Below are 24,977 nucleotides of genomic sequence, written 5' to 3' on the forward strand. Positions count from 1 at the left end.
TCGCCCGGCCGGTTGCCCCTGATCGTGGGGGTATGGACGGTGTGGCCGGCGGCACGAATGGGGGCGGCGACGGGCTCGAGCTCGGCTCCGGTGTGCCAGGCGCCGTGGACGAGGACGTAGGTCGACATATTATAGCTCCTCCGCAAGGACGAGTTAGATCGGCGCGGCAGTCAGCGGATTCGGAAAAAGGTATTTGTCGCAAAAATATCAGGTATCCGCTTCTCCTTCGATCGTATGACGACTCATCTGTTCTCCCACAAAACTTTTGCCGTCGCGGGTCTCCCCTGGTCCGGAGCAATCAAGGGACAAAAACGAAATCGTTACCGACCGAATGACGGCAAGCGCGCCCCGCAGAAGCGGCCAGCCTGCTACGGGAATCTGGTCAAGTCAAGGATATGCTGACCATGCGTACACGAGCGAAGACGCAACGGGCGCAAAAAATGCGTTTCGCAAAGATAAATAATGAGACGATACGCCGGAAAGGTACTTTGTATGTGCCATTTAATTTCTTGGTACGATGGATGACCCGATGGAGTTTGTTTACACGAGTCTGCCAAGCGCCATTTTATCTCGCCCTGTCGCTCTTTTCGACCACCGAGCGGCAACAGTAGCACGTCCCAGATACTATGATCTTTGCCGTATCCAGGTTCCGTTCATTATGTTCGCCTAGACTGCTCTAACGGTTTCCAGGCGTTCGCTTTCGATCCGATCTTTCTGGGAATTCGCACATACGCCTGTGGTTCGCTTGAACCACGCAGAATATCATGACGTCTGCCACTTCCTCCATTTCCAAAAGAGCGATTCTGAAGGACATTAGGATGGGAGGCGTTGCTCAGCCGGAGGGAAGGCCGTGGCTGTGCAATTGCCGAGTTCAGTCGCCTCTCCAAACCCTTGGCGGGCGGCAACGTCATCCGGAACAGCGTTGGGGTCGCATCCATGTGGCGCGTGTCAATCGCGGATCAGACGCGATGTCACTCCAAAATGCCGCCAACCGTAGTTTCTTCGATCAGCCCAGCGCTTTGCGCTCGCCAACTCAGTTGCGGATTCCGCTAGCCGATGCCCTCGAGCATAGATGGCCAACCATGTTCCCGCAGTCGCGCTGCACGTCTGTCATTATAATCTTTGCAGCTTTCAGGAACCATCTTCCGTCCCGACAGCTCGTTCTGTTCTCCGGTGAACGCTAGGCCGCGATTGGGGATTTCAATGGCGGTTCTGCCCTCCTCGAATTCAGCGTTAACTCGACATCTCATCGAGACGCCGCAAACTGCATTGCGCGGCCTTCCGGAACTACAGCATTGGAAATGTACGTTGTTGGCGGCCAGTCGGGTTCGGCAAAATCAAAACCGATTTCAATCGTTTCCCCGTTGCTTTGGACCACGCGCGCCAACGCATCCATCACGGCAGCGGTCGCCAAGTGAGAGTCTAAATTGCTGTAGGTTCTTCTGCCGTCGATCCAGTCCTGAAACAATGCCGATTCGGCCGCATAAGAGAAGGAATTTCCATATGGATGCGTTATGCGCTCTTCGGTTAGGAAATCTTGGGTTCCAGCAACGAGCGCATTCGATCGTGATGTCACTATCCCAATGTTCTTCCCTCGCAAGTCTGATTGGCTTTTCCTCGAGGAGATAGGAATTTTCACAACATGTCCGTTGATGGAAAAGAGTGTCCCTAAACAGACGCCAACATCTGTGCAGTGCAGTCGACCGTTGACGTTGTATGGCACCTCCGGGAACGTTCCCCATGACCGCATCCCCGGCGTCGTCTGTTCAAGAGCAATAGTTCCTAGACATAATGTTACCTGGGTGCGGCGAAAACAGAGTGCCAACGATGCGACGACATCGGTCTCTCCATAGTGGATTCCTGGATCAAAGCTCGCCATATGCTCACGGTAGTTATCCAGCTTATTCATTATGCCAAGAGGCAGCCGTTTCGCCTGATCTCTCGGAAACGCTGAGAAGCCACTGATGCGCAAACACATTTCATCGTCCGCATACATCCGACGGCTCATTTGCAAGAGGCGGGTTACAAGATCAACATAGTGATAGGCGCCGTGCATCAGCATGCCGTAGCCATACTTGTACGGGTGGTCTTCCCTGAGTGCGTATTCATAGGGAAGATTCCACACGCCGGATGCTGTTTTGAAGTTGATCGAAGTGATCGGAACGTTCAGTCTTTCCGTCATCACCGCGAGTTGGGAACGAATCCGCTTTTCGTATATCTCGTGGTGACGATCCAGTACGATCAGACTGTGCTGGCCCTTACCGCCTTTTGCCCGGGCGAGTAGATTCTTTGTGCGCTGATAGATCGAGCCGCCGTCGAATACACCGTCGCGCATCGGCACCAATAAAGGCTTGGTCGTTAGCGTATCGTATCCCGCTGACATGCAATGCCGCAAATAGCTCTCATGCGCCTGAGGTTCTGTTGCGATGACAACCTTCAGAGTTTCGATACCTTCATTCGCACGATCCTTAAGGAACGGAGCGACATGGCTCAAGGTCGCATCGGGACCGCCATGCAAATCCGGATCGGGGACGAACATCGTATGCATTGGCTGCGCCGGCAACCCAGCCAGTCTACGCAGGACGGCATCACGTTGCGATTGAAGGTCAATGACTGAATATCCGGCGATAGCTCCGGATTGCATGGCGGCTCGAATGCATCGCGAGTACTTGTAGCCAGAAACGGGACCAAATCCCACAATTACAAGGTGATTTGACATTGAATAGGGTCTGCCGAACCGACGAAAGGATGATCCGCTCACATCATTTACGAACGCATCACAACAAACGAGAAGAACTGCTGGTAGCGTCATTGTCCAGCTGCCAGGAATAGCAGCTTGTGTGCGCCTCTTGGCTCGGTCCAGGATGGGTACCGAACGTCACATCTCGGATTTGAGCTGGAATGCCGATGATGATGGGCACACACACATCCATCCCCTCACGACCTGAACTGGCGCCGCCTTGCCCAAGGCACGGCGTCACGATAGCCGTCGCCTGTTACAATGCTGGCTCCTACTTGGCAGAATGCGTCGCATCCGTTCTTCGTCAGCCAATCCGAATACCGCATGAATTGATTATCGTAAACGATGGCAGTAACGATCCAACAACACTGCGAATACTCGCTAGCTTCAACACCAACAAAGCTATCCGTCTCATACATCACGATCGAAATAAGGGACTGCCCGCGGCTCGAAACTCCGGTCTATTTGCCGCCCGGTATGCTTATGCAACCTTCGTCGATGCGGATGACTGCCTGAACGAAAACGAAACTGCTCTGAAGAAGGGAGCGTACCTGGACCGCGCCGTGAACGCATTGAGCTCCGACCCCAGGCTCGCCTTCACACATTGCGCAACTCTCATGATTGGCGATTGCAGGGGGTTTACCAGCTCCGCCTATCCCCTCACTGAGGAGCTAGTGGCAGCTAAGCATCACGTGCCGGCGTCAATCGTTTATCGAACGGAGGACGCCGTCGCACTCGGTGGCTATAATCCCAAAATTGTCAAATGGACTGATTGGAGCTTCGGCGCCTCGCTGCTTTCTCATCGAATAACAAAGGGATTGGATAACAAAATCGCCTACTTCTCGACTCCGTATTATCTGTACCGCGCCTATGTGGATCCACAGAGGGTTTCCCAACGGAGCGTATCGGAACTGGAGATGATTCGAGCGACCATCGAGAACTTCCGACCGCTATTCGACAAATACTACCCAAACCTGGACGACAATGAGAGGGTTCGGCGCATCTTCGCCGCGAAGCCGACTTTACTTGAATGCGTCGCGCACATGGCGAAATCAGACTTGGCGCGAGCGAGGCAATTCATCCGTGAACGCGAGCTCGATCGTCTGACTGGCGACCGCAGTATCGCACTTGCCCCATAGCCGCTTGCGGCACTGACGCTGTGGTTTCAGCACCGCACTTTGCCTTGCCGAACGGCCATCATGCCGCTCTATTCGGTCCTGGCGAAACTCCCGATACCGCTGAGCGGTGGGATGCGCCCAACGACCGACGGCTGATATGCTCCGTTTGCCGTCCCTGTCGGCAGCTCCTTGATCAGCGCCTCGCGGTTCATAGTTACATCTGCTATGTACAAGTGGATCGGAATGAGAGATGACGCTCGCACGTTAACGATGGACTATCAACGTTCATGAAGCCTTCGGGTGCCAGACTTGGCCTCCTAACATATTTATTCATCTCCTTCATACTTGTCGGAGCCGGCATTGTCATTCCGGCCTGGGTCGCGTTCCATTATGGTGGCACCGGGTTTGTTGGACTGGTCCTTATCTTCACCAACGGCTCAACATTCGCATTAGCGCCCATCGCTGGCCATATCGTGGACAAGCACGACAAGCGAGCTGTCGCAACCGCCGGACAAGCGCTGCGTGCCATTGGATTCATGGGTTTCTCCCTACCCGAGTTGCTTCCCCATGGAGTCGCTTCGTCCGCCATCTTGATCGCTTCGGGCGCCATCGGAGGCTTCGGGTTCTCGCTTCAGATGGGCGCCATCAGTGCGCTAACGCAAATGACCGTTGCCGCACATGACAGAGCGAGAGTGTCATTTCAGATATCGCTCGCAAAGCAGACTGGGATTGCAGCCGGCACCGGCCTTGCAGGGTTATCGATTGATAAATTCGGCTCGTCTACAACCGCCATGTTGCTGGCGGTGCTGGCGTTAGTCGCTGTTTCCTGCTTAAGCTTTATGCGCCTTTCAGCGTTGCGCTCTTCTACGACTGGAAACACGATTGGATTTTTCGGAGCCTCTTGGCGGGCGCTGAGGTATCTTCGCCAAGACGCAGGTGCGCTCAATGCGACGATTGCCGTTGGCTTGGCATTCTCAATTATCCAGACGACCAATCTTTTGCTGCCCGGGTTCGTGGTACATGAACTCAAAGGCAGCACCAGTCTTTTTGGGACCTTGGAGATGATCGCAGCAGCAGCGGGATTCGCGGCCGTTGCCGGCTCAGCACATCACTCTTTGGCTGATAAACTAAGCGTAGCCGTTATCCCCTTGCTGGTTACAGCCGGACTGTCCCTCATCCTGTTCTCGTTTACAAATCAGAGAATGATAGCAGTTTCCGTTTACGCTTTGGCTGGGGTTCTCTGGAGTCTTTCTCGCGCGGCAGCAGATGCCGCGTTACTGACTTTCGTAGAGACAGCGTTCATTGGTCGAGTGCAGGCCCTGACGACATTGATTACGGCCGCCGTCGGTCTTGTCGTCTATAGTGTGCCAACGATATTCGCGGCCTTTAGTGAAGCGCAGCTATACGCCCTTTTCGGCAGCGTAATCGCGGCTGTCGCTACTGGCCTATACCTTTTCAGACCGTCACATCGTCCAAGCTCTTTATCGGAAGAGGAAGTCCGAGAAGAGGACGAGCCCGAAGGTCCAAAACAAGTCCGAAAATTTCCGGTGCGTTGATCATGGACCCCGTGCCGGGCCAACGGTCCAGTCGCGCGAGAACTCACAATCTGATGAAGCCCAAGCTGATCAGATACGGCTTGTGTATCAAGTGAACATGCGCTAGTCGGAAAACATGAGTATTCACACGCCAATCCGCGGAATCGTAGGCCGTCCTCTGTTGAGGACGTGATCCGCCGCTGAACGTCGGCGCCATCCGATCCTCACTTTGTGGATGGATCGGCATTCTCCATCCGCGTTAACGATGGAGAAAATCATGCTTGAAAAAGTTTTCGATCCAAAGAGCGCTGAGCCACGGCTGTACGCCGCTTGGGAAGCTTCGGGCGCCTTCGCGCCGACCAATGAACCGGAAGCAGCGCCGTTTTCGATCATCATGCCGCCACCGAACGTTACCGGTTCTCTGCATATTGGCCATGCGCTGAATAGCACTTTGCAAGACGTATTGATCCGCTTCGAGCGTATGCGTGGCAAAGCAGCGCTCTGGCTACCGGGCACAGACCACGCCGGCATCGCCACGCAAATGGTGGTCGAACGCCAGCTCGCACAGGAGGGGAACATCAACCGCCGCGAGATGGGCCGAGAGGACTTCCTCGCTGAGGTCTGGAAATGGAAAGCCGCCTCCGGCGGCAAGATCGTTGAGCAATTGCGCAGGTTAGGCGCTTCCTGCGACTGGAGCCGGGAGCGCTTCAGTCTCGACCAGGGCCTCTCGCGCGCGGTGCGCAAAGTGTTCGTCACCCTCCATAAGGAAGGCCTGATTTACCGCGACAAACGCCTGGTGAATTGGGACCCTCAGTTCCAGACCGCAATCTCGGACCTGGAGGTCGAGCAGCGTGAGATGGAGGGCCACATCTGGCATCTCGCCTATCCACTGGCGGATGGCTCCGGCGAGATCGTTGTAAGCACAACGCGTCCCGAAACTATGCTAGGTGACGCAGCCGTCGCTGTTCACCCGGATGATGAGCGCCACAAGCATCTCGTGGGAAAAGAGGTCATTCTACCGATCGTCGGCAAGCTGATTCCGATCGTGGCCGACGAACATGCGGATCCCGAGAAGGGCTCCGGAGCGGTGAAGATAACGCCTGCCCACGATTTCGACGATTTTCAGGTGGCCAAGCGCCATAGCCTGCCGATGATCAATATACTAGACGAGTATGCGCGCGTTAACGAAAACGCTCCGCAGGCCTACCGCGGGCTAGATCGCTTTACCGCACGCGCGAAAGTGATCGAGGAGTGTGACGCCCTCGGTCTGCTGCGAGGCACCGAGAAAATCCGCCATGCGGTCCCCCATGGAGACCGCTCGGGCGTGGTGGTCGAGCCTTTTTTGACTGACCAATGGTTCGTGAACACCCAGGTGCTAGCGCAGCCGGCGATCAAGGCGGTTGTTGATGGCGACACAGTGTTCGCTCCTAGGCACTGGGAAAAAACCTACTTCGAATGGATGCGGAACATACAGCCTTGGACCATCTCGCGTCAGCTCTGGTGGGGTCATCGCATTCCGGCTTGGTTCGGCCCGGACGGCACAATCTTCGTCGAGGAGTCCGAAGAGGAAGCCAGGCTTCAGGCCAGCGCGCACTATGGCCGCGACGAGCCGCTCGTTCAGGACGAGGACGTGCTCGACACCTGGTTCTCTTCGGCGCTTTGGCCATTCTCGACGCTCGGTTGGCCCGACAAGACACCCGACCTCAAACGCTTCTATCCTACTCACACTCTCATCACGGGTTTCGACATCATACCCTTCTGGATCGCCCGGATGATGATGCAGGGCCTCCAGCTTACGGGCGAAGTGCCCTTCAAGCGGGTCTTCATCAATGCTCTCGTGCGCGATGCAAGTGGCGCGAAGATGTCGAAGTCGAAGGGAAACGTCATGGACCCCTTAGATCTAGTAGACGAGTTCGGAGCTGACGCCCTGCGCTTCACGCTGACGGCCATGTCTGGAGCTGCACGCGACATCAAACTGTCCCGGCAACGCATTGAAGGCTACCGCAATCTCGCCACCAAGCTCTGGAATGCGACGCGCTTCGCCCAATTGAACAGGTGCGGGCGGGAAACGTTTTCGCCGGAGCTGGCAACGATGCCGCTGAACCGCTGGATTGTTGGCGAGACGGCCCGGACGACGAACGTCGTGACCGGGGCGCTGGTTGAGTGCCGCTTCGGCGAGGCTGCCGACGCCCTCTATCGCTTCATCTGGAATGTCTTCTGCGATTGGTACATTGAGCTGAGCAAGCCGGCACTGAACGGCGCAGACAATGCCGTTCGGGACGAGACGTGCACTGTTACGGCTTGGGTCTTGGACGTCGTCCTCAAGTTGCTGCACCCGATCATGCCATTCCTCACCGAGGAACTTTGGGCCGAGACAGCCCACCTTGGTGCGCCGCGCGACCACCAGGGCTTTATCATGACCGCGACCTGGCCTCAGCTCGCGGAGAGCTTGATCGACCCGGCTGCCGATGCCGAAATCCGACTGATCATTGATGCCATCTCCGAAGGCCGATCGGTGCGCCAGGAGCTGAACATCCCTCCCGCCGCGCGTCCGCTGCTCTTGGTGGTCGAGGCCTCCGAGACGCAACGCGAGGCCCTGACGGCTAATGCGCAACTCATTACCCGGCTGCTGCGCGTCGCCGACGTGCGGTTCGTCAACGCTGTGCCCCCGGGGGCGGTCTTCTATGTAATCGCCGGCGCGACGCTGGCGCTGCCGGTTGCCCAATTCATAGAGCTGACCACAGAGCGCACCCGCCTCACCAAGGAGATCACCAACCTAGGCGCGGAGGCCGGCAAGCTGGCCAAGAAGCTCAGTAACCCGGACTTTATTGCTCGCGCTCCCGAACACGTCGTCGAGGATGCCCGCAACCGTCTTGCTGCAGCCGAGGCTGGCCAGGTCAAGCTGGAAGCAGCCCTCACCCGATTATTGGCCGTCCTGGACTGATCGACGCTGCGGTCGCAGGCGTCGCGGGTTCGATGTCCCTCGGCGGCCGTCCATCGGACACCCCCCACCCCCGCCAGCAGGCAACAATTCGAGCGCTCCCGGTACGGGAGCTTCGCTAAACCGCAATGTGTCGGGAAACTAACACCGTGGGAATCGTGCGACAGCGAAGAGCGGTGGCCCAAATCCTGCTTCCTATGGCTCGCAGACAGCGCCCCAAGACTCGATCAGGATCGCGCCTTGCGTCCAAACTTGAGCTTGCAGCGGCCCCCGACAGGGAACGAGAAACATGGACAGGCCATTCTCAAGAGAGGCGCACATACCGGAGGGCAGGGTCTTAGAAATAACGACCACAACAGGCTGTATTGTCGGATGTAAATACTGTCCGCAACACAAGTTCGCAGAGCGTCAGAGGACAGTTTCCGATGTGAAGTATCTGCCGCTTGAAGGATTTAAACGATGTCTGGCGCGTCTACCGACAGCGGTCGACATTCATTTTTCTGGCTATTCCGAACCATGGCTCAATCGGGATTGTACAGAGATGGTCGAGCAGGCTCACGCGTGTGGCCATGGCATCCGAATCTACACAACGCTTGTGGGAATGAACGAGCGCGATCTACGCCGCTTACAGCCGCTGCGCTTTAAAGCGTTTATAGTCCACGTATTTGATAGCGGCGAGCACATGAATAGCCGCCTTGTCAGGAAACCTTATCTCGATTTATTCCGTCAATTGGTGGACGCAGACATTCCCTCGATACAATTCCTTGCCTTCGGCGAGATCCATCCTGATCTCGTCAAGCTCATCCCGGCCGAGGCGCTGGTTCGCAAGGGATCGCTGATTAGCAGGGGTGGAAGCGTCGACCCTAAGATCGCTGAACCACGAGCGCCGATAGCTGGAGTTCTCACATGTGCTGAAGGAAGGCATTATCGCAATGTTCTTTTGCCAAACGGCGACATCACACTCTGTTGCATGGATTTCGAGAGGCGCCATGTTTTTGGAAATCTTCTACGTGATGACTATAACGAGCTCTTCGAAGGGCAAGATTTTCGGCAGATCGTTGATCGTATGAACGGGGCGAGTGGCTTTCTGCTTTGTAGAATGTGTGAACACGCCAGGCCAAAGTTGCTGGATCACTGGCGCTGATCGCCAACACGTCGCGCTTGCACTGATCGATCAGCCGACCGTATGGTGTGGAGTTGCTTCGCGCTTTGTATATTCGGCCGAAACGCCCGTGACTTGAGCGTGTCGCAAGCGATTGGGCTCTATGCGCTGTGTGTGTCGTGCCGGGCCCGGCCTGCCGGTGGCGCTTTCGCGCGCGTCCTGGTTGGACGACTCCGCCGACGGTGTCACGCGGCCGGCCAAATAGGAGATCACTTCAATCCAATGAGCCTGTATTCAAAAAAGGAGGACGTTCGCGTCACCCCGGCATCACTTCCACGTGGCCTATCAAGCGTGCGCTCTCGAGCGCGATCGCCACTACGATCGCGAAGACGAGAAGTTGTATGGCTGGCCAAGAGCGACGGCTGAAAACCCGCATCCTTCAACCAGCTCAATCGACTTCTCGAGCCGCCGTCGCGATTTGGAATCCGTGCGCCTACTAGCGGACTGGGTAGCCCTTTCGGCTCCCTGCTTGAGACAGGTTCTCTGACTTTCAGCTTTGGAACGTTGAGCAGGTGCTCCGCTTCCCGGCGCCCGCAAGGGCCGACGGCGCTCGCCGCTGCGGTCTCCCCGGCCTTCGGCGCTACGCTTGAGCAGGCCAGGCGATGCCACTCGGCAGCCGCGCCCCTGCGTGCGCCCCCCTCCTTCTGGGGCTCGGCAAGACGTTTCGGCCCCGGAGTCTGGTGCAGACTGTAGTTTAACTAACTATCAGCTGGACCACCTTCCAGGTCGGCACGGCGTCCCTGCGGCGGACGGGGAGAATAGATTGTCCGATTTTTTCGGCCTAGTATCGTATTCTACGACGAGGACGTCATCGACCTTTACCATCGGATCTGCGCGCTGTATCGATAAGTAAGGAAGATGCAGAAACAAAGGAAAAGTAGCCCGGTGATTCAGCCGTGCGACGTCCGATCCTAAAACGTCCCACGAGACTCGTTTTGTTCTCTACAGACATCTGGCGAAGCTATTGTGTTGCATCGCCCTTCTGGCCCGCAGCGAGCATGAACCATACCGGACATCCCAAGCCGCGAACGGCCATATGAACCTTCGGCTCAGGCCGCCGCGCGAGCGGCAGGCGCCTGATCTTCAGCCCCCCCTTTTTCGCCTCGGCGGCGTTCTGATCCGCCCGGACGATGGTGGAATCAACGATCAGATATTCGAAGTCTGGATCATCGGACATCGCCTCGAAGATCCGCCACCCTTGATGCTCCATCGACTGAAGCGCCGGAATACGCTCTTCCGAACGCCTCCGGAAGGTCACGCCAGGGTGAGCCCGTCCGCACGATCCAAAGCACACCTTCCACAAACATCCTGTGTCCCGCCCGGTCGAGCCCTTCTGGTCGGGCCGGCCTATGATCAGCGGCGCCATTCGCTCCCAGGCGGCCTCGCTCAACACCAAATGAAAAGAGAAAAGGGAATCTGCGAGCAGCCGTCTCTTTCTCGTTCTGCAGATCGAGATTCAAACGCGCCCCATTCCAGGTCCCACTTCCTAGCGCGGAGCAACTTTAGGCCAACTCTGGTGTCGCTCGCCGAGAGTCCACAACGCCGCGTCTCCTATAGCCCGCTGACGGTGCGGGCAGTCACTGCACATCACGTGTGTGGTTACATCAGACCGAACATGCCTGAGTCTGCAATCAGACAAACCTGCTAGCTGAAACGACATTCGGGAGCGAATACATCGCGCGATTCCGCTGGTTCGCTTGGCCCAGTTTCTGCATCGAGATACGGCGGAAGCTAGATTTTTGGACGTTAGACATGGAGGCGCTATGCGCATTTGCGGCCTCAAATTGAGCCATGACGGAGCGATTGCTCTTATCGACGGACGGCTTGTCTTTTGCGTGGAGCAAGAGAAGCGGAATAGCAATCTGCGGTCTCAAGCTATCGAAAACCTTGATGCCGTTATCTCTACCTTGGCAGAGCACGGGCTGAATTTGCGCGATGTTGATCAGTTCGTGATCGACGGCGGCGCGGACGGCCAGTCCCGGGTGTTCAGTGGTACTGAGTCAGTCATTCTCAAATGTGGACCGTATGTGGAACCTCATGCGGAAGGGCTTCTCAATTCGTACGACGGCTCTGGTCTGATTCTCGAACGCAAAGCATTTCCCTATAGAAGCTATTCACATGTCTCGGCCATGTGGCCTCCGCATCACGCCGAATGTGCAAGTATGTCAGAGACACCTGGAGGCCAGCACCGCGGTTGCGACGGCGCTCACCCCCGCGATCGGCACGAGCGTCCGGCCGAACTGGCGAAGAAGATGCTCATCTCGAGCAAAACAATCCGGGAGGTGCTCGACGACCAGTCGATCTTTCCCCGGACTTGATCGCCCAAACGACTGATCCGCATCGTCTTACAAGGCCGACGCGAACGCGAGCGGCACCATAGATCGCGATCACTGACGCAAAGAGAATTACGGGGTGACGAATGCTGATCGTCGTCCTGCAGAATTTGTCACTCGAAGGAGCATGTATGAAATCCAGAGCAGCCGTCGCCTGGGAAGCCAAGAAGCCGCTGTCGATAGAATCGATCGAAATCGGCGGTCCGCGACAGGGAGAGGTGCTTGTCGAGATCAAGGCGACGGGCGTTTGTCATACCGACGCCTACACGCTGTCGGGTCTGGACTCGGAAGGTAAATTTCCGGTGATCCTCGGCCACGAGGGCGCGGGAATCGTGCGCGAGATTGGCGAAGGTGTAACCTCGCTGAGGCCAGGCGATCACGTCATTCCGCTCTACATGCCGGAATGCCGGCAGTGCAAGACCTGCCTGTCGCAGCGCTCCAACCTGTGCACTTCGATACGCGCTACCCAGGGCCAAGGTCTAATGCCGGACAAGACGACCCGCTTCTCCTGCGACGGACGTGAAGTCTTCCACTACATGGGCTGCTCGACCTTCTCAAATTTCACGGTGTTGCCGGAAATCGCTCTGGCGAAGGTCCGCGAAGACGCTCCCTTCGACAAGATCTGCTACATCGGATGCGGCGTTACGACCGGAATCGGTGCGGTGATCTACACAGCGAAGGTGCGTCCGGGATCGAACGTAGTGGTCTTTGGCCTCGGCGGCATCGGTTTAAACGTCATTCAAGGCGCGCGAATGGTGGGCGCCGACAGGATCGTTGGCGTCGATATCAACCGAGCGAAGGTCGAAATGGCTAAGAAGTTCGGTATGACGGATTTCATCAGTCCGTCCGAAGTCGGACATGACAAGGTCGTGCAGGCGATCCTAGACTTGACGGACGGGGGCGCCGACTATTCCTTCGATGCCACGGGCAACGTGAACGTCATGCGACAAGCGCTCGAATGTTGTCATCGCGGTTGGGGTGAATCGATCATCATCGGTGTCGCGGAGGCCGGCAGGGAAATATCGACCAGGCCGTTGCAGCTTGTCACCGGTCGTGTGTGGAAGGGCACCGCCTTCGGCGGAGCGCGCGGTCGCACGGACGTGCCGCGGATCGTGGACTGGTACATGGAAGGCAAGATCAAGATTGACGATCTGATCACCCATACGATGCCTCTCGACGAGATAAACACAGCCTTCGATCTCATGCATGGGGGCAAATCCATTCGATCTGTCATTGTCTATTGATCGCGACCATTGCGCTTTACGAGGAGGGAAGTATGACGAAAAGACTGTTGCATCGGACGAGTCATGACGCTGACTTTCGCGGAGGAAGCTCCTCATTCGCGGGAGGTATACTCGCCTGCCATTGAGACCTTGCCCCCTGGACTTACTCCAGATTGACGTTCGCTCTGGCGCATATGAGGACCAGAGCATGAAGCGCAGGCGCCATTTCTGAAGAGATGGGGTATTCGGTCCCGGTCGCCTGACCTATTTGCCGTGCGGCCGGCCTCAGATCAACACGTTGTTGAGCACCACGCGAAAGCGCTCCGCTGCACGATAATGGATATCGGTAAGGTCGCGCATGCAGGCAGCGAAGTCCTCTGCGACCCGGCGCTCGGTGACCTTCACTCTGCGCCAGGGGCGACTTACATCGACGAAGACAAACAGATTGGCGGTACCGTTGCGTCGGTACTCGCAGTCGTAGCGCTCGAGCTGCCACGGCTTCGCCGGGGCGAACCTCGCCGATCGGCTGGATCGGGCTCTCGTCAAAGCAGACCACCGGGTGCTTCGGATCGGGTGCCTCGGCATAGAGATCGAGAACGTCCTCCATGCGGGCGACGTAATCGCCGTCAACCTGGGGAATACACCACATGTCCGTGCGCCACGGCTTTAGATCGTTCTCTGGCGGCGCACCGTCTCGCGCGACAGGCTCCCGTGCGCGGTCGATGAGACCATTGTTCCCGCCAACAGCTCCAGCGTCCAACGCGCGCGCCCTGCGGGCGGGCTCGAGCAGGCGGTCGCCACCAGCAGGGCTTCCTCCTTGCCAATGAGCTTGCGCTCCGCTCCGAGGCGCAGTTCTTCGCTCAGCGCGCGCTCCAGGTTGCCTTCGACAAACCGCCGCTTGATCCGGTAGACCGTCGAGCCGCCAACCCCGACGCTTGCAGCGATGTCCTCGTCGTTGAGGCGGCGTCGGCAGCCAGCAGGATCTGGGGTCGCTTGAGCTTGCGCGCCGCCTGCCTGCCGCCGCTCATGAGGTGCATGAGTTCTGCGCGCTCGCTTTGGCTCAATTCGACCCGATAGCGTACGTTCATCCGTGCCTCCTCCTGTTGAGGCGCGGATCACCAATTGAACCGCATGGCCGGCGCGAGCCGCTCGGGAAACACCTTCACCGCCAAGCACGGCCAATATCCACCTGTACACGCGGCTACACCGCCGTCCCCGGCCGAGACCGACATGCAGGAATACTTCCACGTCAGCCCGCCATCGGTTCATCAGATGGTGCTGACGCTCGAACGAGCAGGATTCATCCGAAGGCCGCCGAGGACACCCCGCAGCTCGAACTGCTCGTTGATCCCAACCAACTGCCGGACCTATTCTGATCCAGCGCTCAGCCGGTCAAATTCACCGTGCAGAGGTACCAGTTGTGCGAGTATCTTATCGAGATCGCCCATCTTATTATCTTCAAAGATAGGCCCGTCCGACGCAAGTAGCCTTTGCGCTTGTGAGCAATGGGTACAACACGACCTAAAGAATTCACCGGTTAAGTGAGAGAGAGATGCCTCCAAGCGTTTTGAGATTGTCGAATTCATAGCCGACGCGGATAGTCGGCTCGGGTCGAACCAGTCAGATGCGACGAGAAACCCCCAACCTCGCAAGAATGACGGAATCAACGCGCTGTAAGTATGAACTTGCTCAAAGACGCTCTTGAGCGTTCGCGCCAGCATTGCATGAGCGCGGCCGTCAGCAAAAGAAAACCTCAGCGCCTGAACGGCAACAACGCCGTCAGGCCTCAGCCGCCTTTTGATACGCAGATAAAATTCCCGAGTGTAGAGAGCCAGCGCCGGGCTGTCGGAAACGAGATCGCTCAAATCGATGACAATGACATCATAAAGATCTTGGTCGTTTACGATGAACTCTCTACCATCCGAGAAAACGAGCCTGCATCGGGGATCATCGAAGGCTCCTCGATGCCAGTCTTTCAGATATTTCCGGCACACATTAATCAGTTCGCTGTCGAGATCAACCATCGTTGCCGTCTCGACCGACTTATGGCGTAGCGCCTGCCAAATGGTCGCTCCTTCTCCCCCGCCGATAACCAGTACATTCCTAGGTGCTGGATGAGCGAGCATCGCGGGTTGGACCAAGAGTTCGTGATACAGTTCCTGATCCAAAGCAGCGCTTTGGATCATGCCATCCAAGAAAAGAGTAACGCCATAATTCGCGGTCTCCGCAACGCATACAGTTTGAAAAGGCGTATGGCCGAAATGAATGATGCGGCGCAGACAATAGCTGTATCTATCGAAGAGATCGCTGTCTTCCGAGAACGCAAGATAAGTCGGATGTTGATTGCGTTGCCTTGACACCACGGGTTTGCGCGTATGCGAAGAAGAATTCTCACTCATCATTCGATGACCTTACGCTTGAAGATCAATGGAGTTTTGCAGTGCGGACGACAAATCCAGATGCGGTGACTTGACGAGATCGGCGCGAAACTATGTCTGTCTGTCAAGACTATGAGGGTGAGCGGCAGTAGCCCGATGCGAGAGATCCGGCGGGCCGAACTGATCGGCTCCCTTGGTGCGTTGTGCCCTACTGTCGACGGGTCATGACCACCAATCGCATGCCCCTCCCGCGACCACGTCTGGCTGCGGCGCACCCTTATGGGCTTTGGTCGTAAGTTCCACTTGCCTGACCGCTACCTCTTCTCACACTGCGGACGTCAGATCGTCTAGGCTGGAAAGCCTCGATCAAAACCGCGACTGCACTTTTTGCATCACCGCTGCCACAGACAAAAACATCAGCAGCCACGTAGCCGCTCTCAGGCCAAGTATGTAAGGTCATGTGCGATTCGGCCAGCAACGCTACTGCCGAAACGCCGTGACTTGGGACGAACCTATGCACATGAAGGTGGATCAGCGTCGCTTTCGCTGCGCGAACGGCTTTTCGGATTGCGTCTTCCGCGATGGACGGATCGTAAAGGTGGTTCGCTTCCCAAAGGTCAAGCAGGATATGAGATCCACCAATAGAGTTTACCGGTCCAGCATCAATCGCTCCGTCATCGGTCATTTTGCATTCTCAACTGAATTTTCGATCCGATAGTCCTTTTGAAGGCGCGGGGCAATTGCCAACGGAAGACGAGGCGACACGATCGCAGGGGCGAAACAAGTTGAGCGAATGGGGCAATCATTGAGAGAGGTGTGACGCAGCGCGGTGAAATCAAACCGCATCGATTCTTCTCCCCTCCCGGCCGCGCTTTGCGCGCACGACATGTGCCTTCCGAAACAGCTCAACTTAGCTGATAGGTGAAGAGCAAGAGAACTATCAACTCTGGTAGTATGGCCGTGCCTAAGTCCGACTGGCGCAGCAACGCTCGCGCAGCCGCCGGGCGCTTACAGAAAGGCAATCAGTTTCCGACGAGCACATCCAAATGGATTGTTGCGAGCCCGTTTTTGGCGGTGCGAAGTTGTCCTCTATGGTCCGGCGATGGCCTTCCACCGACACCGGCTTCTGCATGAACGTGCCCCTCGAGATCTGCGATGAACGGCATCATCACTGATGCGAGGGTTGGTTCAATACTCTCATGTTCGGCAATTTGGAAAAACTTGGGGCGCTGACGACAGGATCTGCATTACGCGGTAAAGGTCCTCTTCCTTCACAGCCCAATGCTTGCGCTGCGATTCAAATTCGTGGAGCATGTCAAGCGCCGTACGATTGAGGTAGATCGTGCTGTTTTGGAGCGGAGACACCTCGGCATGGAGTGGCATTCAAATGAAACTCCCCGCGGTCCGTTAAGCTGACCAACATGCGCAATCTCGTCCGGCACTTCTTCCTGTGATCAAGCAACCAAGAGGGAGCCAGCCTACCAATTCCGGCAGGTTGTTAGCAGCGAGAGCGAAGCGTAGATGCTGGCCTGGAGATAGCGCATGTTCTACGTTTACAAGTACGCGCGCATGCCTGGCCGGGTAAATGGACCTTTGCGTTGCAGCACTCGAAGTTGGAAGACCCGAAGTGGCAGCGCGGAGGCTTTGCCCACAAGGCATTGACATATGCACGGAACCAACCACCAAACCGCGACATGGCTCCCTCGGCTCCGTGCAGGGGCTTGATTGCTCCGCAATGATCGTGCGGCAGAAACTCAAGTAGAAGCGGATAAGGGATGGAGACTCACCAGCCCATTGCCCATCCTTGACATGCTTCGCTGGGTCGAAGTGTACGCGCCAGCCTCAAGCATGAGACAGTCACTTGCTTGATATTCGCTTCAGTCGCGACAATGCGACGCCGAGCCGCCTGATCACGAGCGGAACATGATCGCAGCATTAAACGGCGCTGCCGAACGAACAGTAGGTGCAACTTGCCCAAGATGACAGAAAGCCGACCTCATCGCGATGGAAGCGACTGTGTCCTCGCGTGCGCGATCCGACGAGCGTAATTGACTTTTATCGCGAAGATTGTCGGGACAGTGCGACTGATTACATCCCTGCAAGGATGGCGGCCCTTTCGGCGTGCGGCCGTCGCGTCTCGACGAGCAAGCAAGCAAACGGGTGATCTGGATCTGTCCAATGAGGATTTTCGTGTGAACGCCGATCAACTTTCTGTGGCCACGTTCGCAACATCACCGGGGCAGGACGCCGCGCCGAGTTTGGAATTTCGTGCTCTGATGCTGGGCGACCGCATCAATGCGGCGGGCCTGGAGATCGGAACGATGGTGTCGTCGACGCCGGCCGCGTTCCGGGTCCATGCCGGGCTCGCCGTGATCTTCCGCTACGGCATCGTGGTGCTGATCGGCCTCTCGCCCTCCGAAGAGAAGGTTCTGGTCGACACCTTGAAGCCGCGCGTGATCGGCGAATTCAGTCCCTACGAGGAAGAGACCGCGCAGGCGCAGCTCTGCAACGATGACGCCTCCGAGACTATCCAGCCTGGCGGGCCAATCTGCATCGCCAAATTCTCCGACGACCGGCTGCTCCTAATCGCGGACGCGATCGCCAAGAGCACCGCGCTTGCCCGCGACGAGCGCCGTGTCGGCGCTGTGTTCGACGTCATCGAGCCCTTTGCGCGAGAGCTCGCCCAGCGCGGCCGCACGCCGCGCCGACGCAAGGGAATCCTGCAACTGATTGGTAACGTGCTGTTGGTGCAGCAGCGCGTCGCTGGCCGTGTCGCCGTCGCGGAAAAGCCTGACGTGCTCGGGGAGAGGCCCGGGCTCGACCGTCTCTATTCGCGTCTGGAGGACGAATATGAACTGCTTGAGCGTCTCGACACGCTCGAGCGCAAGCTCAAGGCAATCTCCGAGACTGGGAATGCGCTAACGGATATTATCGACACGCAACGCTCTTTTCGCCTGGAGGTCGCCATTGTCGTGCTCATCCTGATCGAGGTCGTGATCGGCTGCGTCGAGATTCTCATTGGAACTCACTAGCGATTACGTTCGCTCAATCGCGAAGTCCTCAGCGTCTACGAGCATTTCCGATATAGCATCGGTGGCCAGAGTTCCCCCCAAGCCGTTCAGTTGGCTCGACGTTTGCGAGACGTGTCCGCGCTCCGGGACGCCTTTCCTCCCATTTCGCTGGGGCAGCAAGCTGTCCAAACGCATCGGCGGCAAAAAAAGCCAAGGTTGCCAGATGCAAGTCCAGTCAGCACAGCAAGAGACTAGCATTACAGTTGTCTTTGCGCGCGTTGGCCTGATGAGCCCTGCGCCAGGACGACCACGCGAGGATGTGAGCGTGCGGGATACGTCGCTGGGCTAGCTTAAGGGCGATGCGCCGGATTTCCTGGATCGACCAGCGGATCAAGAACGATGCTTCGGTCGAGGCCGCGGTCGCTTTTTTTGAGACAATGGCCCGGTGTTGGCCCGGTGACGGATGACGGCCATCATGGCGAAGGCAAGCATGACGAGTGAGACATGGCGATGCCAGCCATGCCAGGAGCGAGTTTCGTTGTGGTCAAGACCGAGCTCGTTCTTGGCGGTTTCGAAGCTGTCCTCGATGGCCCAGCGATGGCCTTCCACCGACACCAGCTTCTGGATGGACGTGCCTTTGGGGCACCATGTGGAGAAAAAGGCCAAGCTGCCGTCGGCGATATTGCGGCGGATCAGAAGACCCCGCGTCCATTCCCCGGCAAGGTCGTCGTTGTATTCACTGGCTTCGAGATCGGCCAATTCGAGATAGGCCCAGTCGTGCCAGCGCGGACCTTTGGTCCCTCCGCCGGACGACAGGCGGCGCCAGGCCTTGGGAAGGTTTTGCGCGATCGTGGCGGCGGTGCCGGCGACAGGCTGCTGCTTGCCCCAGGACCGGAACACATGATTGGAAGCAACACCCAGAACATAACCTTTGCCCGCCTTGCGCAGCTGAGTTTCGATCTCTCCGGTGCCATACACGCTGTCCGCCGCCACGAACGAGAACGGCACCTTTGCGACAATCGCGCGAGTGATCATTTGCCGCGCGATCTTGGGCTTCGTCGCAAAGCTCACATCGCTCGGGACATGCGCTGCCTTCAGGCGAGCCGGTTCGTCTGTCCATTCCTGTGGCAGGTAGAGCGCCCGGTCGATGAAGGCATGGCCATGCCGCGACACATAGCAGGCGAACACTCCGATCTGGCAGACCGTATGTTCGTTGTCCGAGAGGTGGCTCGTCCGCAGTATGCGATGAGCGAGGGTTGCGCCGGGTGGGCCGGCGCCGAGCCTCTCACATAGGAGAACGAGCCGTGCGGCAGGATAGCAAAATCTACGTGGGACTGGAACGAAGCTGAAGATCTCGGTAGCCGTAGCCGAGGCGGGGCGCGATGGCGACGTGCGCTTCATCGGCGAGATCGACAGTGCGCCTGATGCGGTGGAGCGATTGATAACGAAGCTCGCCAAAAGGCACCGGGGCCTTGCCTTTTGCTACGAAGCCGGCCCCACCGGCTACGGTCTCCATCGTCAGATCACACGGCTTGGTCACGACTGCATCGTGGTTGCACCATCACTGATCCCGAAGCGGCCTGGAGAACGGGTCAAGACCAACCGCCGTGATGCGCTGACCCTGGCCAAGCTGCATCGTGCAGGAGAGCTGACCGCGGTCTGGGTACCGGATCCGGAGCACGAGGCGGTGCGAGAACTGGTACGAGCCCGGGAAGCCGCGATGGAAGATCTGCGGCGGGCCCGTCAACACTTGCAGTCCTTCCTGCTCCGTCACGGCCGGGTCTTCACCGGCCGTCAAGCGTGGACCAAGGCGCATACACGATGGCTGTGCGAGCAACGCTTCGAGCATCCGGCGCAGTATCTCGTGCTGGCTGAGTATCGCCAAGCGATCGAGGCCGCCGAGATCCGTCTCAAGCGTCTGGACGAACAGGTTGCCGAGGCGGTGAGTTCATGGTCCATAGCTCCAGTGATCGCCGCCTACCAAGCGTTACGCGGCGTCGCCTTCCTGACCGCGGTCACCTTCGTCACCGAAATCGGCGACGTGCGCCGCTTCGACAGCCCGCGTCAACTGATGGCGTATCTTGGCCTGGTGCCCTGCGAAAACTCCACGGGAGAACGCATCCGGCGCGGCAGCATCACCAAAGCTGGTAATGGCCGGGCGCGCCGCGTGCTCATTGAGGGCGCCTGGACCTACCGCTTCCCCGCCCGGATGAGCCGCCTACTGCAGGAGCGGCAGGCCGGCCTGACGAAAGCGGTGTGCGACATCGCCTGGAAAGCCCAAGTCAGACTCTGCGCTCGCTATCGCAAGCTGATGGCACGCGGCAAACGCCAGGCAGTCGTCACCGTGGCCATCGCCCGGGAAATGGCCGCCTTCCTTTGGGCAATCGGCCAAGAGGCGGAGCCGCACAGCGCAACTTGATCGCTTGTCGAATTAGCTACGCTTCCTTCCACCTCAACACAGGAGAACTCTCAGGAGCGACATCATTGTTGCGCATCGCTGGGGGCAGAGCCCCGGTTGGGGAACTCTCGCACCAATTGTGTGGCCGACATTGTCGATGCCCGCTGGCAGATCGAGGCAGCCCCGGACGAACAAACGGAAATGCGGTATCCAACCCGCGTATCAGAGTCTACAAACCGTCGTCTCAGCGGCTAGAGGTGGGTACGGAAGATTCCTAATGTTGACCCGCTAATAGATGCCGATGAAAGGCCAAGATGCCGGAAAATTCCGACGATTAGCTCGTTGCCGTTTGCGCCGCTTATTCAAACTCCCGTGCAAACGCAGCTTCGATAGAATGAATTCGTCGGGAGATCGACGAGAGCAATTGATCTTTAGTCAAACGGAATGACGCGATGAAAGAAGCGGTTGATGGTCGCTTATTGGCAGCAATTGATCGGCTAACGAATTCCTCCAACGAGGTCGCCAATTCTTTGTCGACAATCCCTAGCAAGCAGGACATTGCAAATGAACACCTGCGCAAACTTGTAACCGCTGCGGAAATGTACGGGCTACCCAGAACAACCCATAGTTTGTTTCGTACTTTGTCTGCGATTGCGCAGGAACAAGCCTTTGAGATAATCCGCACAGAAATGGCGGACGCTATTTTCTTTGCCGATCGCGATGAGTTCAGGTTTGATGCCTTGTCAAAAGCGGGTACGGGTGTTGCCCTCGAGTTCGGCGTCTATAGCGGTTACACTATCAGCACCATGGCCGAGCGATTTCCAGAGCGGAAGTTCTATGGCTTCGATAGTTTTAATGGCCTCCCGGAGCGAAAAAGTAGTGTTAGGGATTTTAGAAGCGGTCGGGCTGAATTTTGGGCTGCCCGAATGAGCGATCACAACGCTGGCTGGATTACGAGAAGATCATTATTTCGTCTGGTGAAGCAGAACGGTAGCTGCCTCGAAAAAGTAGGTGCGGAGAAGACGGTCACCCCATCGGGATATCTTGCCATTGATGTCGGTCTCGCCAGACTGGCTGCCCGGCGGGCTGAGACCCAGATAGGCGCCGACGCTGGATGCCGATCGAAATCGCGATGGACGATCGATCGCATGACGGAACCTCAAGGCAGTCACACCGCCGACGCCCGGCCGAGGGTGGTCGTAGCATGCTTGACGAGAAGGGCAGAAACCGGAAGCATGTGGGCATGGCCTTTCAAAGCTTCAATTTGTTTCCGCTTCGGACAGGGCTCCAGAATGTCATGATGGGGCGCGTGTCGGTTCAGCGCCGAGACAGGGCTGAGGCGCGGCAGCAGGCGCTGGCGTTGCTCGAGAAGGTCGACATGGCCGAAAAGTGCTGACCAATATCCCGCCCGCCTCTCCGGTAGCCAACTGCAGCGCATGGCAATCGCCCGCGCGCTCGCGATGCGACCCGCCGTTACACTCTTTGACGAGGCGACATCGGCTCTCGACCCAGAACTCGTGGGTGAAGTGCTCCGCGTCATGAGAGAAGTGGCCAAACAAGGCACGACGATGATCGTATTCGCACACGAGATGGGCTTCGCCCGTGGCCATTGCGGCATTCGTCAGCGAGATGCGCCAAGGCGCGCCTTAGCTAGCTTGATGTCTGCTGTCGGACTTGTAGCACTCGGCGTCGCACTCGCGTAGTGTCACGAGGATGTTTGGAGCAATACGCTGCTACACCGAACTCCCGCCTACGCGAACTTTGCCCGTCTAAGCGGATCACTCCCCATAAATGATGAGCCAAAAGGGAGTTTGTTCGTTCGACCGAATGGCTCGCGGGCAGTGCGTGTTTCGGATCTATTTGCAACCTAACATCACCTGTGATACCGCAATGAAGCTATTACGACTTTAAGTTACTTTTTGATGGATTTTGGAGGCACGGATGTCATTCGCCGCGCTGGATATCCCGCAAAAATCGATCAGGCCGAGCCGGTGTATGACCGCGAATGGCGTCACGGCCCTCCTATCGATTTTCGCGCTTTCAGCAACCGATGCTTTGGGCGAGGAATGTGGCTGCCGCTTCCAAAAGGCTCGGTCCGAATCCACAGTCGGGACCTGCGCGGTCCGGGAGGACATGGCGCGCGATTGCGACCTGGTCTGGGGAGCGCCGGCCGGTTCTAAGGAAGCCAATGCCGGGCCTTCGGACAACGACGCCATCTTCTCGGATCTGACCAAGGCCGCCAATGCCGGCCGTTCGCCAGACGCCGACAAATTCGCTCCCGGCGCGTCAGGGATGTCAGACCCTGGTTTCTGGAACCAATTCAGAAATGAGGTGCGCCGGCGCTCTCAGATTCCGGATGGCGCGAAAGCCAGCACGTTCGATCACGCGTTGGCTTTTTTGGCCAACCAAGGCGCTACATCTGATTTCCGGCAGTATACGCTCGCCGCCATCATCTTCACCACGGCCACCAACTTAAGCCAAGGCCGGATCGATCCAGAGCTTCGTCTTGCGATCGTTACTGCCATGATGAGCAACCGGGATAAGCTGACAGCTTTTGCGAGTGGCGGGTCCGAGCCCAGTCAGTTCACCATGCCTTTGACGGTCAAGTCGCCGGTAGCTCCATCCAACCAGGTGACGCTGAACGGACAAGTGACGCGAGGTTGCTTCGACATCTGGACCGAGGTGCCGACCGTCGGATCGCTGGTCAAGGCGCCCTGGGCCTCCGTTAAAGGAGGCCGATGCTAATGAGGATCGTCTGGCTAGCCGTACTGCTTGTTCTGGCAAGCATTTCTCTCGCGAGCGCGCAAAGCGTCCGCGTTATTGAGTGGAGCCGCGGCCGCTCTCCAATCGCGGTTCTCTTCCTTCATGGCCTGGGCGGCTGCGCGGTGCCTTCAGGAAAGACCGCGAGGGAATCTTGCGCCGATGGCGCGATCGACAGCTTCCGCAATCCCCAGAGCTCCAAGAGCTGGCCGGAAATGATTGCGTCGGACGATTATCGTTTGGCGGCGGCGGCTCTCCGAGATATATTGCCGGCTCCTCTCCGCCTTGAAGATTTGGGCGTCTGGGGCGTCGACTACAGCCGATTGACGACGTCGGGCTGCGCCACATTCAGCGTGCCAGAGGCCGCGAGGCTGATCCGCGGACAAATCGAAGCGAGCAGGCTTTTCGAACGCTACGAGCAGGTCATCATCGTTGCCCATAGCATGGGCGGCCTGATTGCCAAGAACATGCTTTTGTCGTGGCAAAATTCCAACGATCCCGACGGAATGTTGGCCCGCACGATCGGCGTGCTGCTGCTCGGCGTCCCCTCTCAGGGGAGTGATATCGCGCCAGCGCCAGGCGTTTTGCGGTATGTGCTCGAAACTCTCGGCGTCGATAAACTCGCAAACGCTTGCGGCCGCCAGGTCAAGGACTTGTTTGCCGCGGATGAAAACACTTATCTTCGCGACCTTGAGCGACGGTGGGAGCAGCTTCTCAGCGCACGCCGGTCAGCCTCCCATTCGCAAGCCCCGCTGGTTTATTGCGCGTACGAGACAATGCCGGAGCCGATTGCGACGAAGTACATAAGCGCTACCGTCGTCAAACAACTGTACGCCCAGACGCAATGCAGCGACGAGCAATTTGCCATTCCAACCTACCATACGATGCTTCCAAAACCGCTGAACATGGAAGACGACGTGCATCGTGCCTGGTTCGCCCGCCGTTTGGACGATCTGTTCCGTCAGTGGACTCAGTGGGACTTCGTCCGTTTCGACTTCCTCGCGAATGACACACTCGAAACCTTCGCCCGAGCTGTGAATCGCAATCAAAGCGCGTTTGTACTCGATGTCGCCGACGTCAAGGATGTCAAAGTCGCCGCTGGCAAATTCACGGCGCCGGACAACTTCGCTTTGGCGACGAAAGTTGCGAATGTGAATGCGCTTTGTCTGAATCAGGAATGGCCTGATGGCAAACCGGGCCGCGTGTGGATGCGGCCTATGGGAAAGTGCTGACGCGCGGCGTGTTCGTACGCAATGTGCCCACGGATAAGCCGTCCAATGCCATCTCGGCCGTGAATTTTCATCGCGCATCAAAGGAAGCCAGCGGATCTAGAATCGCTAGATCGCGGGCATTCGTTCAGCAGCGTCACGTGGAGAAA

General features: G+C 57.6%; 11 protein-coding genes and 8 pseudogenes. 11 read left to right on the forward strand and 8 right to left on the reverse strand.

Going from position 1 to position 24,977, the window contains the following annotated elements; genetic code table 11:
- Both SO139_RS37820 and SO139_RS37825 read right to left on the reverse strand, forming a co-directional pair.
- Nucleotides 1-128, reverse strand: a pseudogene (locus tag SO139_RS37820) (alpha/beta hydrolase); the annotation flags it as partial.
- Between the two features lie 1,118 nt (nucleotides 129-1,246).
- Nucleotides 1,247-2,548 carry a hypothetical protein gene (locus tag SO139_RS37825; protein WP_498541614.1) on the reverse strand — a complete coding sequence of 434 codons (1,302 nt, stop codon included), beginning with the start codon at nucleotides 2,546-2,548 and terminating at the stop codon, nucleotides 1,247-1,249.
- Nucleotides 2,549-2,901: 353 nt separating this feature from the next.
- Here SO139_RS37825 and SO139_RS37830 point away from each other — a divergent pair, with 353 nt between their 5' ends.
- From SO139_RS37830 to SO139_RS37845, 4 genes are all read left to right on the forward strand, one after another.
- Nucleotides 2,902-3,879 (forward strand): glycosyltransferase family 2 protein, encoded by a 978-nt coding sequence (locus SO139_RS37830; protein WP_498541615.1) that lies wholly within the window; start codon nucleotides 2,902-2,904, stop codon nucleotides 3,877-3,879.
- Between the two features lie 266 nt (nucleotides 3,880-4,145).
- Nucleotides 4,146-5,414: an MFS transporter gene (locus SO139_RS37835; RefSeq protein WP_498541616.1), complete on the forward strand. Its 1,269-nt coding sequence runs from the start codon at nucleotides 4,146-4,148 to the stop codon at nucleotides 5,412-5,414.
- A gap of 256 nt (nucleotides 5,415-5,670) precedes the next feature.
- Nucleotides 5,671-8,337 carry a valine--tRNA ligase gene (locus tag SO139_RS37840; protein ID WP_498541617.1) on the forward strand — a complete coding sequence of 889 codons (2,667 nt, stop codon included), beginning with the start codon at nucleotides 5,671-5,673 and terminating at the stop codon, nucleotides 8,335-8,337.
- Between the two features lie 286 nt (nucleotides 8,338-8,623).
- Complete coding sequence (locus SO139_RS37845) at nucleotides 8,624-9,478, forward strand: radical SAM/SPASM domain-containing protein (protein ID WP_498541618.1); 855 nt, start codon at nucleotides 8,624-8,626, stop codon at nucleotides 9,476-9,478.
- A 982-nt stretch (nucleotides 9,479-10,460) separates the two neighbouring features.
- On the opposite strand, the pseudogene SO139_RS37850 reads toward SO139_RS37845, so the two are convergent.
- A pseudogene (locus SO139_RS37850) lies at nucleotides 10,461-10,862 on the reverse strand (IS5 family transposase); the annotation flags it as partial.
- A 397-nt stretch (nucleotides 10,863-11,259) separates the two neighbouring features.
- Here SO139_RS37850 and SO139_RS37855 point away from each other — a divergent pair.
- Both SO139_RS37855 and SO139_RS37860 read left to right on the forward strand, forming a co-directional pair.
- Nucleotides 11,260-11,639, forward strand: a pseudogene (locus tag SO139_RS37855) (carbamoyltransferase N-terminal domain-containing protein); the annotation flags it as partial.
- 321 nt (nucleotides 11,640-11,960) lie between these two features.
- Nucleotides 11,961-13,073 carry an S-(hydroxymethyl)glutathione dehydrogenase/class III alcohol dehydrogenase gene (locus SO139_RS37860; RefSeq protein WP_498541626.1) on the forward strand — a complete coding sequence of 371 codons (1,113 nt, stop codon included), beginning with the start codon at nucleotides 11,961-11,963 and terminating at the stop codon, nucleotides 13,071-13,073.
- 273 nt (nucleotides 13,074-13,346) lie between these two features.
- On the opposite strand, the pseudogene SO139_RS37865 reads toward SO139_RS37860, so the two are convergent.
- From SO139_RS37865 to speD, 3 genes and pseudogenes are all read right to left on the reverse strand, one after another.
- Nucleotides 13,347-14,140 (reverse strand): annotated as a pseudogene (locus tag SO139_RS37865) (IS630 family transposase); the annotation flags it as partial.
- A 279-nt stretch (nucleotides 14,141-14,419) separates the two neighbouring features.
- Nucleotides 14,420-15,451 (reverse strand): spermine/spermidine synthase domain-containing protein, encoded by a 1,032-nt coding sequence (locus SO139_RS37870; protein WP_498541619.1) that lies wholly within the window; start codon nucleotides 15,449-15,451, stop codon nucleotides 14,420-14,422.
- A gap of 256 nt (nucleotides 15,452-15,707) precedes the next feature.
- Nucleotides 15,708-16,115 (reverse strand): adenosylmethionine decarboxylase, encoded by a 408-nt coding sequence (gene speD / locus SO139_RS37875; protein ID WP_449378417.1) that lies wholly within the window; start codon nucleotides 16,113-16,115, stop codon nucleotides 15,708-15,710.
- A 1,507-nt stretch (nucleotides 16,116-17,622) separates the two neighbouring features.
- On the opposite strand from speD, the gene SO139_RS37880 reads away from it, so the two are divergent.
- Complete coding sequence (locus tag SO139_RS37880) at nucleotides 17,623-18,462, forward strand: RMD1 family protein (protein WP_498541620.1); 840 nt, start codon at nucleotides 17,623-17,625, stop codon at nucleotides 18,460-18,462.
- A 369-nt stretch (nucleotides 18,463-18,831) separates the two neighbouring features.
- Here SO139_RS37880 and SO139_RS37885 read toward each other — a convergent pair.
- A pseudogene (locus SO139_RS37885) lies at nucleotides 18,832-19,647 on the reverse strand (IS701 family transposase); the annotation flags it as partial.
- Nucleotides 19,648-19,745: 98 nt separating this feature from the next.
- Between SO139_RS37885 and SO139_RS37890 the strand changes: the two are divergent.
- A pseudogene (locus SO139_RS37890) lies at nucleotides 19,746-20,860 on the forward strand (IS110 family RNA-guided transposase).
- Nucleotides 20,861-21,819: 959 nt separating this feature from the next.
- Here the strand turns inward: SO139_RS37890 and SO139_RS37895 are convergent.
- Nucleotides 21,820-22,026, reverse strand: a pseudogene (locus SO139_RS37895) (transposase); the annotation flags it as partial.
- A gap of 26 nt (nucleotides 22,027-22,052) precedes the next feature.
- On the opposite strand from SO139_RS37895, the pseudogene SO139_RS37900 reads away from it, so the two are divergent.
- The 3 genes and pseudogenes from SO139_RS37900 to SO139_RS37910 all read left to right on the forward strand — a co-directional run.
- A pseudogene (locus SO139_RS37900) lies at nucleotides 22,053-22,443 on the forward strand (ATP-binding cassette domain-containing protein); the annotation flags it as partial.
- Nucleotides 22,444-22,780: 337 nt separating this feature from the next.
- On the forward strand, nucleotides 22,781-23,584 hold the full coding sequence (locus SO139_RS37905; protein WP_498541621.1) for a hypothetical protein: 804 nt from the start codon (nucleotides 22,781-22,783) through the stop codon (nucleotides 23,582-23,584).
- Nucleotides 23,584-24,831, forward strand: a complete 1,248-nt coding sequence (locus tag SO139_RS37910; protein WP_498541622.1) for an alpha/beta hydrolase — start codon at nucleotides 23,584-23,586, stop codon at nucleotides 24,829-24,831. Before SO139_RS37905 ends, SO139_RS37910 begins: the two co-directional genes overlap by 1 nt.
- The last annotated feature ends 146 nt before the right edge of the window (nucleotides 24,832-24,977 follow it).

The sequence above is a fragment of the Bradyrhizobium sp. UFLA05-89 genome (assembly GCF_059803475.1).

Excerpts from the sequence above, each read along its gene's own strand:
- SO139_RS37825 (WP_498541614.1), bottom strand. The coding sequence starts at position 2,548 with ATGCATACGATGTTCGTCCCCGATCCGGATTTGCATGGCGGTCCCGAT.
- SO139_RS37830 (WP_498541615.1), top strand. The coding sequence starts at position 2,902 with ATGCCGATGATGATGGGCACACACACATCCATCCCCTCACGACCTGAA.
- SO139_RS37835 (WP_498541616.1), top strand. The coding sequence starts at position 4,146 with ATGAAGCCTTCGGGTGCCAGACTTGGCCTCCTAACATATTTATTCATC.
- SO139_RS37840 (WP_498541617.1), top strand. The coding sequence starts at position 5,671 with ATGCTTGAAAAAGTTTTCGATCCAAAGAGCGCTGAGCCACGGCTGTAC.
- SO139_RS37845 (WP_498541618.1), top strand. The coding sequence starts at position 8,624 with ATGGACAGGCCATTCTCAAGAGAGGCGCACATACCGGAGGGCAGGGTC.
- SO139_RS37860 (WP_498541626.1), top strand. The coding sequence starts at position 11,961 with ATGAAATCCAGAGCAGCCGTCGCCTGGGAAGCCAAGAAGCCGCTGTCG.
- SO139_RS37870 (WP_498541619.1), bottom strand. The coding sequence starts at position 15,451 with ATGAGTGAGAATTCTTCTTCGCATACGCGCAAACCCGTGGTGTCAAGG.
- speD (WP_449378417.1), bottom strand. The coding sequence starts at position 16,115 with ATGACCGATGACGGAGCGATTGATGCTGGACCGGTAAACTCTATTGGT.
- SO139_RS37905 (WP_498541621.1), top strand. The coding sequence starts at position 22,781 with ATGTCATTCGCCGCGCTGGATATCCCGCAAAAATCGATCAGGCCGAGC.
- SO139_RS37910 (WP_498541622.1), top strand. The coding sequence starts at position 23,584 with ATGAGGATCGTCTGGCTAGCCGTACTGCTTGTTCTGGCAAGCATTTCT.